The organism is Shewanella sp. MF08487, assembly GCF_050848685.1.
Taxonomy (GTDB): Bacteria; Pseudomonadota; Gammaproteobacteria; order Enterobacterales; family Shewanellaceae; genus Shewanella; species Shewanella glacialipiscicola.
On sequence record NZ_JBOZPB010000021.1, the window covers coordinates 38,506 to 52,482 of the forward strand.

The window sequence follows — 13,977 nt, forward strand, 5'->3', positions numbered from 1 at the left end:
TCTATGTTAGTTGTCAGTAACTACCCCCAAGTTCCGCTAGCGACCACTAATGTCGCGACGGACTCGGCTCGGGTCGACAACCAACTGAAACCTGTGGTCATTCCCCCACAAGCAGCAACTAAGGGGCACCAAGAACGTGCCTTTAATCCGCAGAATGAACGCACAGCGGATCAAACTCAGCAACAGACCAAAACCCTTGAGCATAATCAGCAACAAGTTCAAGAAAAACAACAGCAGCAACAATCCTCCCAACAACAAAGCCAACAGCAGCAAGAGAGAAAAGCGCCCCTTGTAGTCCCTGAGCGTGTTTTGCCCAAAACGCTAAAAATGGCCATAAGAGGTCAAGCAGCACTACAACGTAAGGATATACGCCTCAAAGTCAGCCAAGACGCGGCAAGTTATATCAGCAATAGTGCTAAAGCTAATACAACAAGTAGCGCTACACGGCAATTCCCCCAAGATGAGCCAAACTATTTCTATCAACAACTCGGGCAACGTATTAGCCAGTTCTACGAACAGCAAACACAACCAGCACAAGAACCCGCTTTGTCGACGTCGATTTGATCTCTTTATTTTTTATAAACAAAAATGCCGCTAAATAGCGGCATTTTTGTTTGATGTTGAATACGTTAGTAGCAAAGTTAACGCAGATAAAGGGGGAAAATAATCTGTAAAGACGCAGAGCTTATCCTGAGTTACTTATTTCGGTAATCGATAAAGCTCTTTTTGATACGCTAAACTGCCCCATAATGCCCAACTCAATGCTTTCTTTTCTAACGCTTGTGCCGCTGGGATGTGAGGAGTTAGTTGCTTAGTGTGTTTATTATATTGGAAACCTTGTGCAGCTTTTTCTGGCTGCAGAATGACTACGTCATTACCTTCCATTAAGGCGAAGTTTTTATCGTATTGCATTAATGCACGGCCAGGCCAATCATCACTGACTTGGGTCAAATCTCGGCCAAGCATAGGGTAAGAGTCCGAAATACCAATCAATGATAACAGTGTTGGTGGTAAATCGATTTGACTTACAATACGCTGATCGCGCTTTGGCGCTAGATTATCCCCAAGGATTAAACCCGGAATACGAAAACGCGATATCGGTACCAGATCCGCACCAACGACCCGACTGTCATGGTCAGCAACAACGATAAAAATCGTGTCCTTCCAGTAATCGGCATTTTTCGCCAGCTTAAAAAACTCGCCAATAGCATAATCGGCATACTTTGCCGCATTATTACGAGTTTGTTTCGGTTCTTCGTAAAGCTTAATACGGTCATCGGGGAACTCGAATGGATCATGATTACTCGAGCTAAAGACTAAACTAAAGAAGGGTTTACCTTCGCTGTGCAGGCGTTCAAACTCACTATTAGCCTTACGCATTAAGTCTTCGTCAGATGCGCCCCACGAGCCGACAAAGGCCGGAGACTTATAATCTTTCTGGTCTATAATGTCGCTAAAACCATTGCCTAAGAAAAAGCTGCGCATATTATCGAAATGACTCTCACCACCATAGATAAATTGGGTGGTATAGCCATGATTTTTAAGTAGTTCGGCAATACTAAAAAAGCCAACTTGACTCTTACCCAATTTGACCACCGAGCGAGCTGGCGTTGGTGTAAAACCTGTCGTCACGGCTTCGATACCGCGTACTGAGCGAGTTCCTGTGGCATACAAATTATCGAAATACCAACCCTCTTTAGACAAGGCATCAATATTGGGTGTTAGAGGTAAACCGCCTAAGCTACCCACAAAACGCGCGCCTAAACTCTCTTGCAATAAAATAACTAAATTCTTTGGCTTACCGGTATAACTGGCTTGATTAAAGCTCAGCGACGGAACATCGGTTGAGGTAAATGCACTTTCAGGACGGCCACTTTCCTGCCGAATTGTAGCAATAATATCCTTATCCTCTAGATCGCCATAAACGTCTGACGCCTCTTCTTCATTCCCCATCTGCTTGATTGCAAAAACTAATGAATAAGCAGAGTTAATAACCAAAGAGTTCACCAATGGATCATCGACAAAAGCTACCATCGCAGGGTTAATCGGCCTATGGCCTAAAGTTGAGCGAGCACCTACGATCGTGAGTGTAATCACAAGTAACGCCAACACAGGACGCCAGTACCAACGTGGAAAGCGAAGATTTTTTGTGAGCTTACCGCTTAATATCCACCCACCCCAGAGCGTGCCAATCGTTAACAATACCGAGAAAAAGAGTTCGAATTTACGGCCCGCCCAGAACATAGATAACACTTCTTTCGGGTAGATCAGATATTCCACATACAAACGGTTTGGGCGAATACCGTATTCTTCAATAAATGCAGGCGTCGATGCCTCCAAAAATAGGATGACCCACAGACCAACAGTTAACCACACGCGTAAAATAAATTGCCATAAACGCCCAACGGCATGATCACCAGAAAAAAGTGCGGTTCCTAACGCTGCGATACCCCATAACCAACACAGAGTTGCTATATCAACGCGTAACCCCTGCATTAATAGGTGTGACCAACCATCAACAGCAGCGACGCGATCGGCCTGCCACAACCCCAATGCGATACGGCTTAGGGTGGTAATGAATATGACAAATAGCGAAAAGATGAAGATGGCACGAAAAGGCCCATGGACCTTATTCTGCCCACGAGAAAATAAACTTGCTTGCATGTGCTACCCCAAAACATATAAAAAGCCACTCTGCTTTGGAGTGTCAATTCGAGAAAATCAGTTAATAAGCCATGCTATGACAACTGACTTTGCTTAACGTTGCATTAAATGCCAACGTTATATTCCGTAAAGCAGCATTTATGCAACAATTTTGTGAATAACAAGTAAAAAATGATGGCTCGGACACAATCTGTATCCGAGTCTTGATATTGCAGCAGTTACTTTTTCAGTTTAGCGAAGGCATCGGCAAACGCATTTCCCATAGCCGCATTGGCAGAGGCTTTAGGTGCCGATTTTTGTGCAGGTCGAGATGTAGGTTTTGCCAACACGGGTGTCTTAGCGTTATTACTTCGACTTTGGCTACTGGGTCGTGATTGGGATTTCGTTTGATCGATAGATTCATCCAAACGCATACTCAAACTAATACGGCGGCGCTCAACATCCACCTCCATTACTTTAACTTTCACTACATCACCTGCTTTCACCACGGTATGGGGATCGCTGATAAATTTATCGGTCAATGAAGATATATGTACTAAACCATCTTGGTGCACGCCAATATCGACAAAAGCACCAAAGTTAGTCACGTTGGTCACCACACCCTCAAGCACCATTTCGGCTTTTAAATGCTTAAGCTCTTCAATACCATCTTTGAAGGTTGCAGTTTTAAACTCGCCACGGGGATCGCGGCCGGGTTTATCAAGCTCAGCCAAAATATCGGTCACGGTTGGTAAACCAAAATCTGGCGTAATAAAGTCCTGCGCTTTTATGCTACGCAATAGCTCTGAGTTACCTATCAGGCTCGCCAATTCAACTTGCTTAGCCTTAGCGATTGATTCCACCAGCGAATACGCCTCTGGATGCACAGATGAAGCATCCAGAGGATTGTCACCAGCACTGATGCGTAAAAATCCTGCCGCTTGTTCATAAGCCTTAGGCCCTAAACGTGGTACTTTTAATAACTCTTTGCGGTTTTTAAACTGACCATTGGCATCGCGATAATCCACTACATTTTTAGCTAATGTTTTATTTAAACCCGCCACTTGCGACAACAAGGGCGCAGAGGCCATGTTGAGATCGACACCCACACCGTTTACGCAGTCTTCCACCACGGCTTCCAGCGAACCCGATAATTGGCTTTGGCTCACGTCGTGTTGGTATTGCCCCACACCGATAGACTTAGGCTCAATCTTCACCAGTTCGGCTAACGGATCCTGCAGACGACGCGCGATAGACACAGCGCCACGAATCGAGACATCAAGATCAGGAAACTCCAGCGCCGCTAATTCCGATGCTGAATACACAGACGCGCCCGCTTCACTGACCATCACTTTAGTCAACTGTGGATGGGTATCTTTCACGGCGGCAATCAGCTCAGCGGCTAGCTTGTCGGTTTCCCGTGATGCGGTACCGTTACCAATCGCAATCAACTCAACCTTATGCATTTTGACAAGGTTAGCCAAAGTACGAATCGACTTTTCCCACAGATTTTGCGGGGCATGGGGGAAAATCGTCGCATGGCACAACATCTTGCCAGTGTTATCCACCACAGCCACTTTCACGCCAGTACGTAAACCTGGGTCCAGTCCCATAGTGGCTTTTGCGCCTGCAGGTGCCGCCATCAGTAAGTCGCCTAAATTACGGGCAAAGACTTTAATCGCTTCGGCTTCAGCGCGTTCACGCATTTGCGAAATAAACTCGGTTTCCATTTGCAGGGCAATTTTGATGCGCCATGCTGCGGTAACTACGGTTTTCAACCACTGATCGACACTACTTTCGCCCAGTTTAAGGTGTAAATGATCAGCAATAATCACTTCACAATAACTACCTTGCCCCACTTGCGCGGCGGGATCGGCATTCATCGATAGGGATAAAAAGCCTTCATTGCGGCCCCGTAGCATAGCCAAGGCACGGTGTGATGGGATTTTAGCTAACGGCTCGGTATGCTCGAAATAGTCGCGAAATTTCGCGCCCTCTTTCTCTTTACCAGCGATTAAGCGGCTTTCTAATACGCTATTTTGGCCTAAATGCTCACGCACCTTGCGCAATAACTCAGCATCTTCGGCGTAACGTTCCATGAGGATATAACGCGTACCTTCAAGCACGGCTTTAATGTCAGCAAACCCTGAATCGCTATTAATATATTCGCTCGCTTTAGCGTCTATATCGGCGTTACGGTCAGCCAATAACGCATCAGCTAATGGCTCTAATCCTGCTTCAATCGCGATTTGGCCCTTAGTGCGGCGCTTAGGTTTGAAGGGCAAATATAAGTCTTCGAGACGTGTTTTACTGTCAGCCTCGTCAATCGCCCTTTGTAATTCTGGCGTTAACTTACCCTGAGCTTGGATGCTAGACAGGATCACTTGGCGTCTGTCGTTAAGCTCACGCAGGTAACCTAAACGTGTGTACAAGGTACGCAGTTGCGTATCGTCTAATCCGCCCGTGGCTTCTTTACGGTAGCGGGCGACGAAGGGAACCGTGGCACCATCGTCAAGCAGAGTGATGGTTGCGGCAACTTGTTGCTCACGAACATTCAGTTCTTGAGCGATAATCTGAGCGATGTTATGTGCATTAGTTTGCATAAATAAAGTGTCGTGCCTAACTGTAAAGTAAGTCGTTATTGCGCCAAAGATACCACAGACGCCCCGTATGTTTCATGCTAAAGCCTAGGTCGAAGCAGAGTCTTTGATCTTTCCCCATCATGCCATGACGACCGCGGCGGTTATCACGGCGGCAAGCCTGTCGCTAATCTGCCTCACTGGCGAGAGTGGTTTCAAAAGGAGTGTAACGGATCTGATTGATATACCACTCTTTTGGACCCGACGGCGTTTGCACTACCACCTCATCGCCCACTTGTTTGCCGATTAAGGCACGCGCCATGGGCGAGTCGATGGTGATATAGCCTAATTTTGTATCGAGCTCATCTTTACCCACAATACGGTAACGTACGCGTTCACCCGCTTCGTTTTCGAGTTCAAACCACGCGCCAAAGTAAATTTTACCTTCTTGCTGTGGCGAGTAATCAACAATCTTTAATTCTTCAAGTCGTTTAACTAAGTATCTGACACGGCCATCAATTTGCCTTAACAAACGCTTGTTGTAAGTGTAATCAGCGTTCTCACTACGATCACCCTGCGCTGCCGCCTCTTGCACTTTAAGGGTGATTTGCGGTCGATATTCTTTCCATAAATACTTCAATTCTTTATCTAAAGCTTGCCAACCTTGACGGGTGATCAAATGCGCTTTCATACTCATTACTCAATCGTTGGATTAAACGACCACAATTGATGCGGGATAATATATTGGACTGATGATACTCAGACTGGACGCTAAAGTTAACTCTCTAAATCATCTCTGTGCATAATGGCTTTTAAATCACCTCTTTTGCTGATGCCAATTTAGTTACAATTTCAGCTATAGCGTGAATAAACGCAACTATTCCCATGCAATTTCATTTGCTTAGTATTAACATTGGGCAATCAATGTCAGCATTTATCGCATTCAAGCCACTAAGGTGAGCTAGTCGCCTGTGTTGAATGCGGCTATATTAGGCAGATTCGTTTTCAATTTCAGCCAGTTGGTTAATCTTAACCACTTCTCAACTGTAGAATAAACGCCAATATGTGCAATTAAGGGACATTCCATGGGACAAGAAACCTCGAAAATTCTCGTCGTCGATGACGATATGCGCCTAAGAGCGTTACTCGAGCGTTACCTGATGGAGCAAGGTTATCAGGTACGCAGCGCGGCCAATGCCGAACAGATGGACCGCTTATTAGAACGCGAAAACTTTCATCTACTGGTGCTCGACCTGATGTTACCCGGTGAAGATGGCCTGTCTATTTGCCGTCGTCTGCGCCAACAAGAAAATCGGATCCCTATCGTGATGCTGACAGCCAAAGGCGATGAAGTTGACCGCATTATTGGTCTAGAACTCGGCGCCGATGATTATTTGCCAAAACCGTTTAACCCGCGGGAGTTACTCGCGCGAATTAAAGCGGTAATGCGTCGCCAAACCCAAGATGTACCTGGCGCACCCGCGCAGCAAGAGGCACAAATCAGCTTTGGTGAATTTTCCTTAGATTTAGCGACCCGCGAGATGTACCACGGCGACGAATCTATCGCACTCACGAGCGGCGAATTTGCTGTATTAAAAGTGCTCGTTACTCATCCGCGCGAACCATTATCACGGGATAAACTGATGAACCTTGCCCGCGGCCGTGATTATTCAGCATTAGAGCGCTCTATCGACGTGCAAGTATCGCGTCTACGTCGCTTAATTGAAAAAGATCCCGCCAACCCTCGCTATATTCAAACGGTTTGGGGATTGGGTTATGTGTTTGTGCCCGATGGCGCCGCCCGTCGATGAGCCGTATTTGCCACTCAATGTGTCGTGATTAAACCCGCCATGAAAACGAAATTTTGGTGGCGTTTTTTACCTCGTAGCGCGTTTAGTCAAACCGTAATGCTGATTGGTTGTTTACTATTAATCAATCAGCTGGTGTCTTACATCACAGTGGCAGTTTATGTGCTCAAGCCTAGCTACCAGCAAATCAACCAGCTTATCGCTCGCCAAGTCAAACTGCTGTTTGTCGACGGTATCGATATTGGCCGCGAACACTTAACCATAGTCGATGCCCTCAATGCCAAAGTACGTGACGATGGCATGAAGATTTATAATCAACAGCAGGCGCGCGAAGCGGGCATTGATCAAGCCACTTATTATGGTTTTTGGTCGTCACAGATGTCGGAATATTTGGGTGGTGATGCCGAAGTGCGCGTTACCCACGGCAATGTGCTACAGATTTGGATCCGCCCACCGCAAGCACCCTCGATTTGGATAAAAGTGCCACTTATCGGCCAAAATGTTTCAGATCTTTCACCACTGACCCTGTATTTACTGGTGATTGGTGCCCTAAGCGTCGCGGGCGGTTGGTGGTTTGCACGCCAGCAAAATCGCCCACTTAGGCGGCTACAAAAAGCGGCTATCTCAGTTTCCCGTGGTGAATTCCCCGATCCCTTGCCACTGAAAGGCTCGAGTGAAATTGTTGAAGTGACTAATGCTTTTAACCAGATGGCGCACAGCATGAAGCAACTTGAACAGGACAGAGCGCTATTGATGGCGGGGATTTCCCATGACTTGCGCACGCCGCTCACCCGTATTCGCCTCGCCTCTGAGATGATGGTAGAGGAAGATCAATATCTTAAAGATGGCATAGTCAATGATATCGAAGATATGGACGCCATCATCAGCCAATTTATTGCTTACATTCGCCAAGATCAGGAAACCAGCCGTGAGCTAGGCCAAATCAATAAACTCATTCAAGATATCGCTCAAGCAGAAGCCAATCGCGCTGGTGAAATTGAAGTGGTGTTAACTGACTGCCCAGAAGCACAATTTCAAGCGATTGCCATCAAGCGGGTACTGAGCAACTTAGTCGAAAATGCCTTTCGCTATGGTTCAGGCTGGATCCGCATTAGCTCACAGTTCGATGGCAAGCGTATCGGTTTTAGTGTTGAAGATAACGGCCCTGGGATCGACGAGTCGCAAATTACCAAATTATTTCAACCTTTTACTCAAGGTGATATCGCCCGTGGTAGTGTTGGTTCGGGCCTAGGCCTCGCCATTATCAAACGGATTATCGATAGACACCAAGGGCAAATCACTCTATCAAACCGTGCTGAAGGTGGGTTAAAAGCGCAAGTGTGGCTACCGTTAGAGTAACGCGAGATCACATATCTGCAAATCAAATAATAACGCTGATATTCAAGTGGGTACTTGTCATATTTATGTCACCTTAAATTCATAAACTCAGAACAGTTAACTGGCTCTGACAATTATGAAGATTGCAAAATGAAAATTTCAACACTGTCGCTCTCTGCTTCTGCCCTGTTGTTATTGCTCGCGGGATTATTAGCGGCCGTAGTGCTATGGAGCAGTGATCAGCGACAAAATATAGAACAGCAAACACTCACACTGCAAAGCATACAAGAAGACTTCCTGGTTGGCGTACGCCGCGATCTCGACGGCTATCTCGCCAGCGGCAACGCTAGCCAACTTGAGCAAGCTAAAACTAAACTCAGCGCCATTAAGAACCAGCTTACAGAGCTTAATCTCGCCACCATGGGCGCTACTGATAATAACTTGCAAGCCAGCCTAAGTAGCTTCATTCAAGATTTAGATACCAAGTACCGCGCTGCAGGTAAACTCGCTGGCAACCCTAGGCAATTGCTGGCCCACGCCGAATCTGAAATGCTCGACTATAACCGTCGTCTGGGCAGTTATGCCGATAAAGGCTTAGCCACAAATGCGGCGGTCGCCGAACAATATCTGCAATTGAGCCGCGATTTACCTTCTATCGTCTACCAACTTTCCCAGCTGACCGATGGCTATCTGATCGGTAAAAATCAGCAGCTCAAGGGTATTTTAGACAGCACCAGCAAAGAGCTAAATACGTGGCACGACTCCCTCAGCGCACTGCCGTTAATCGGCGTATATGAACAGCAAGAAGCCGATGAGTTTGCCCTCGGTGCCAGCGAACCGGAACAAATTGAAATCGGCGAGAGTGACCGCAGTGAGCTGCTCAGTCTCGCCAATCGATATAACAAAGAAGTCGCCAATACCCACCAATTGCTGCAAACCAACCAAGAGGTGCAAAACCAACTCATTCAAGCGATTAGCAATGTGGAACAACAGCTTATTGGTTTAGGTGAGGCTCAGGCAGCAAAGAATCAGCAGCTGAAATATGAGTTACAGCTGATCCTCTACACTATGGTTTCCATCATGGCCTTGTTTGCCATTGGTTATTTAGTCCTGCAGCAAAATCGCGTCGTCAAACCGCTAAAACGTCTCAACCAAGCTTTTATGAAATTAAGCGAATCGAACAGCCGCGAGCGTTTAGACATTAATCGTCGCTGCGAGACTGGCCAAATTGCAGGTCATTTCAACCAGTTACTGCACAGGTTTGAACAGGAAGACGAGGCACAGCGCCAGCAAATCACTAAGGTTTCTCAATCATTAAGCCAACTGGTGGCGCGCATTACTCAACTATCACAACACACAGAGCACACCCAAACGATTGTGGCCGATACGCAAACACAGACCGAACATATCCGCAGCCTCGCCAATGAGGTGAGCCATACTTCGGCACTCGTGGAAGACAGCGCAGCCGAAACTATGCGCCAAATGCAGTCGAGCCAAACACAAGCTGAGGCGGTATTGAGCGCAACTGAGCAAACACAAACCGCTGTTGGCCTTTGCCATACTTCCCTCGAAAGCCTGAATAACTCAGTGACGGACGTGTCGAAAATCATTGATGTGATTGGCAATATTGCCGAGCAAACTAACTTACTCGCCCTTAATGCTGCCATCGAAGCTGCGCGGGCGGGTGAGCAAGGTCGCGGCTTTGCCGTGGTCGCCGATGAAGTGCGTAATTTAAGTCAGCGCACCCAAGTGTCCTTAAACGAAATCGTGAAGATTCTGCAGCAACTGACCCAATCGAATCATGCCCTCAGTGAGAGTGTCGATGGCATAGCACAGGCCACCAGCAGTCAAAAACTGCGCGCTCAAAGCCTATGGCAAGTAGCACAAACAGTGCAAAACCAAGCGAGCGACATGGCCAATACCGCTAAACAAGGCTCGCTCAATGCCAAGGAGCAAGTCGATTATCTCGATCAATTTATGCGCACTATGGATAGCTTAAAAGAGCAGGCGCAAACCAGTTCGCAACAGAGTGAAGTCATCGCCCAAGAAGTGCAGCAAAGCGTCGAAGATATTGAGACCAGTTTAGGTATTGCCGATGCTGGTAACTTACCGCCACAGTCGCGGGCCGCTTAACCCATTAAAATATCAATAAAAATGGGAGCCTAAGCTCCTATTTTTATTGATGTCCGATTAAGTTCGGACCCTAATCATTACAGCGCGGCTAAAACCACTTCAGCTTTACTGGCTTCAAACGCCTTTGGCTCTTCAACATTCAGAAGTGTAACGACACCGTCATCGATGACCATCGCATAACGTTGTGAACGTATACCGCCAAAACCAGCTGTATCCATTTCTAAGCCTAATGCTTTAGTAAAACTGGCATCGCCATCGGCAAGCATCATTAACTCAGAGGCATTTTGCGCTTCACCCCATGCTTTCATGACGAAGGCATCATTCACGGCCACACAGGCAATTAAATCAACGCCTTTGGCTTTAAATTCGTCAGCAAGCACGACATATCCAGGCAAATGTGCTTCAGAACACGTTGGCGTAAACGCGCCAGGCACGGCAAACAATACGACTTTCTTGCCCGCGAATAATTCTAAAACTTGGTGATTCACCATGCCATCTTTCGTCAGTTGGCTTAATGTGGCGGCTGGTAATGTTTGACCTTGAGCAATCATGTTTATCTCCATTGAGTTGAATTAACTTGTCCATACTAGCCCTATTTCCCCAAGATAAACACCGAGAGAAAAAGAGAATTTGTAGGAGAGGAAGCAAATTGCTATGCGGGAACGCCTAGAAGTGAATAGCAAGTTTTTACTTTGGGATATGCCCACTTCTTTCTGATGAATTATACATCACCGCAAAGGACACCGACTCAACGGCAAAACCGCTTCAAGTTCAAATAATACTGACTAATCTTCGATGGTTATAGTTTGAACAAAATAGGACATTACCCTTGCTAAATCCGAGGAGACTATATATGTCTATTTCTCAATTCTACTTTTTCTCATAACTTTTAATGAAAATATCTGCTATTTTTTTAAAGTTTATTTTCACCGCCCCCCATTTAAACTCACCAACACTAATTACACCATTGAGAACTTTGAACTCATCTTGGTTCTTAATACTTTTCAGCAATAGCAATTCATTATCTTTTTTCTGGTTCTCAAACGCCAAGGAAGATAAAGTTGCATCTTTAAGTTGAATAATTGACTCTTTCATTTGAATTTGTAACTTAAAGTTCTCTACTTGATTTACTAAAAGCTGAAATGTAGCCTTATCAATATTCGAAGTGGCGTCCGTTTCACTAGGTAAGTACTCAGAGTATGGGAGAGCAAGGTACTGATAAAAGATCTTCTCAATTTCATCCAACAACTCTGGAGCGTCAGTTGGAGATACAATTAATGATGTCTTTCCGTTTTTAATTTCCGTAGTCACATTTGCATTTATATTTAATGTATTTAGAAGCTCTCCAAACCAAAGGACATATTGGCTACAAATTACCTCATACTCTTTTGGAAAATTAAATATTTTTACAAATGAGCTTTGAGCGTCATCTCTAACTATCTTTATCAGTAATTTCTCATAAACGTCTTTTGCTTTACGACTACTAGATATTACATGGTCTATTAAGCAACCAGCTGCTATATAGATGATAACATTTACCGATGCCCAAGAATCTGCTGTTTCTTTAAATACTCTAGTTTTAAACCCAACAGCCTGCAATTCTGAGCTATACAACTCCAAGAACTTACCTATAACAATAGGTTTATCCCACTTTTCCCAATCAAATGTTATTGATAATTCTATTTCGACAGATTCACCATCACGTTGAAAATCAACCCAATTTATGATTTCGAATTCATTATTAATGTAGTTAAAGTAAAACTGGAGCCCAAAAGGAATTTCAGTTGCATCACAGTGCAAAACTTTGACCGCAAGTTCATCAGTAAAATCTTCAGAATAGTATGCTAATACAGACGATTCTTTATCATTTTTTTCAATAGTTAGTAACTCAACGCCATCTTCAAAGATGATTAAGTTATTATTTACTTCTTTGAATTCAAGTTTCACCTAAGTCTTCGAAAGGTATAATATTTATATCGTGCGCATACACATAATATCACCTTCGACCACTTGGCAAAATTATTCACAAGCCACTGATTTAAAATTTTATTTACACAATAGCAAGAATCAAGCCGGGTAGAAAGTGAGCATACGCATGATTTTGCTGCTTTTGTTACCCGCATTTCGAAATAAAAAAGCAGCATATCGATAGATACGCTGCCTTTTTCGTGTGAGACCTTCTGCCTACTCTAAACTAGGCGCTATGACTATTGATGACTTTCATAAGATTTTATTTTGAACTCAAAGCATTAAACCCATTTTTCACGCCTGCGTAGTGCCGCCAACAACCCAAGACAGAGCAAGGCAAAGATAGAAAATGCGCCGCCACTTTCTTCCACCACAATCACTTCATCAATATGGTCACGGTCGCTACTTTCCAGTGGCAGCGCATACAAACTATCGGTCTCATCGGCGCTAATGGTCGCAACAATATCGCTGTAACCCACTTCATACACGTCAATCAACACATCATAGTGATCTGTTACATAACCCGTATAAAGCGTGGTTAGTACTTCATAATCATCCTGCTGCGAGTCACCATAAATACTAAACACCTCTGTGGTGTAGTAATGCACCCAAGGGCCACCATTACGACTTAGATACAGTTCGGCAAATAAGTCCGCTCTTTCATTAAGATAATTACCATAAACATCTACGTCAAAAGTTACACTAAAGGTTTGATAAAAACCATCATAGTCAAAGTCTTCGAACAAACGGCTGCTGGCATCATAAATCGAAAAACTATGATACACAGGCGCACGATTGAGATCTTCACTGGCCGCGCTCGAACGAGGCATGCCTTGGCTCGCATGCTTAGCCGTCACTTGTTCACGCGTCATCGGTGAAGCGCCCATCAACTCGACTCGTTTCGCAGCGGGTGCTTTAGCCGATAAAGCCGGCGCTAAGGATTTAACCACTGTTGCCGCCGCTTCAGTAATATTTTTAGCGGGGGCTGCTTGCTGTAACAAAGCAAGCGCTTGCTGCTCCCGTTCGGCAATTCGTTCACTGCTTTCTTCCGCTTTTTTGGCAAGACCCACACTCGCAGCCGCAAATGGTGTTAAGTTTTGTGACGATTCTAATTGTCTAGGCTCGGCACTCACCGCTGAAGAAACTAATAATAACGTGCCAATGGCTGCGCCTTTCACTAATAAGGTATTCATTATCGCTGCCATACCTAGGTTATTGCCTGTGTTCATCTTGAATACCCCATGGATAATCCGTTCAAATTGGAGCTATTAAAGTGCAATGAAGGTGAACATAAGCTGAACATCCAAGTTTATGACTTAATCAATACGTTCAGTCTCAATTCATCTACATTAGACGACACTAGGACACGCCCTAAGATAAGGCTAAAAATATGACTCGCGACCACAGCTTCAGTTCAGCTATCGCAGTTAAATAGCCGTAACGGGATGATTTAAGCCGCTGCAGAATTATTTTTAAAGGAATTTTGCTAACCAATTGGCTGATCTCTA

The 13,977-nt window shown here is 45.1% G+C and carries 10 protein-coding genes; 4 read left to right on the top strand and 6 right to left on the bottom strand.

Translation table 11 applies throughout. The annotated features are described in order from the left end of the window. Positions 1-3 precede the first annotated feature (3 nt). Positions 4-564 carry a hypothetical protein gene (locus ACRN9H_RS14360; protein ID WP_432314670.1) on the top strand — a complete coding sequence of 187 codons (561 nt, stop codon included), beginning with the start codon at positions 4-6 and terminating at the stop codon, positions 562-564. 135 nt (positions 565-699) lie between these two features. Here ACRN9H_RS14360 and ACRN9H_RS14365 read toward each other — a convergent pair whose 3' ends face one another. The 3 genes from ACRN9H_RS14365 to greB form a co-directional block, all read right to left on the bottom strand. After that, positions 700-2,664: an LTA synthase family protein gene (locus ACRN9H_RS14365; protein ID WP_432314672.1), complete on the bottom strand. Its 1,965-nt coding sequence runs from the start codon at positions 2,662-2,664 to the stop codon at positions 700-702. A 218-nt stretch (positions 2,665-2,882) separates the two neighbouring features. Next, entirely contained in the window at positions 2,883-5,246 is a 2,364-nt protein-coding gene (locus ACRN9H_RS14370; RefSeq protein ID WP_432314674.1) for a Tex family protein, read from the bottom strand. A gap of 163 nt (positions 5,247-5,409) precedes the next feature. Further along, entirely contained in the window at positions 5,410-5,913 is a 504-nt protein-coding gene (gene greB / locus ACRN9H_RS14375; RefSeq protein ID WP_432314741.1) for a transcription elongation factor GreB, read from the bottom strand. A gap of 394 nt (positions 5,914-6,307) precedes the next feature. Here greB and ompR point away from each other — a divergent pair, with 394 nt between their 5' ends. The 3 genes from ompR (at position 6,308) to ACRN9H_RS14390 (ending at position 10,501) form a co-directional block, all read left to right on the top strand. Further along, positions 6,308-7,033 carry an osmolarity response regulator transcription factor OmpR gene (ompR, locus tag ACRN9H_RS14380; protein WP_432314676.1) on the top strand — a complete coding sequence of 242 codons (726 nt, stop codon included), beginning with the start codon at positions 6,308-6,310 and terminating at the stop codon, positions 7,031-7,033. Between the two features lie 39 nt (positions 7,034-7,072). Further along, the gene (gene envZ / locus ACRN9H_RS14385; protein WP_432314678.1) at positions 7,073-8,389 is read left to right on the top strand and encodes a two-component system sensor histidine kinase EnvZ; all 1,317 of its coding nucleotides are present in this window, start codon (positions 7,073-7,075) and stop codon (positions 8,387-8,389) included. A 129-nt stretch (positions 8,390-8,518) separates the two neighbouring features. Further along, complete coding sequence (locus ACRN9H_RS14390) at positions 8,519-10,501, top strand: methyl-accepting chemotaxis protein (protein ID WP_432314680.1); 1,983 nt, start codon at positions 8,519-8,521, stop codon at positions 10,499-10,501. Positions 10,502-10,578: 77 nt separating this feature from the next. Here the strand turns inward: ACRN9H_RS14390 and ACRN9H_RS14395 are convergent, their stop codons facing one another. The 3 genes from ACRN9H_RS14395 to ACRN9H_RS14405 all read right to left on the bottom strand — a co-directional run bounded on the left by ACRN9H_RS14395 (position 10,579) and on the right by ACRN9H_RS14405 (position 13,698). Beyond that, positions 10,579-11,052, bottom strand: a complete 474-nt coding sequence (locus ACRN9H_RS14395; RefSeq protein WP_432314682.1) for a peroxiredoxin — start codon at positions 11,050-11,052, stop codon at positions 10,579-10,581. Between the two features lie 319 nt (positions 11,053-11,371). Then, positions 11,372-12,448: a hypothetical protein gene (locus tag ACRN9H_RS14400; protein ID WP_432314683.1), complete on the bottom strand. Its 1,077-nt coding sequence runs from the start codon at positions 12,446-12,448 to the stop codon at positions 11,372-11,374. A gap of 302 nt (positions 12,449-12,750) precedes the next feature. Then, positions 12,751-13,698 (bottom strand): choice-of-anchor H family protein, encoded by a 948-nt coding sequence (locus ACRN9H_RS14405; protein WP_432314685.1) that lies wholly within the window; start codon positions 13,696-13,698, stop codon positions 12,751-12,753. Positions 13,699-13,977 lie beyond the last annotated feature (279 nt).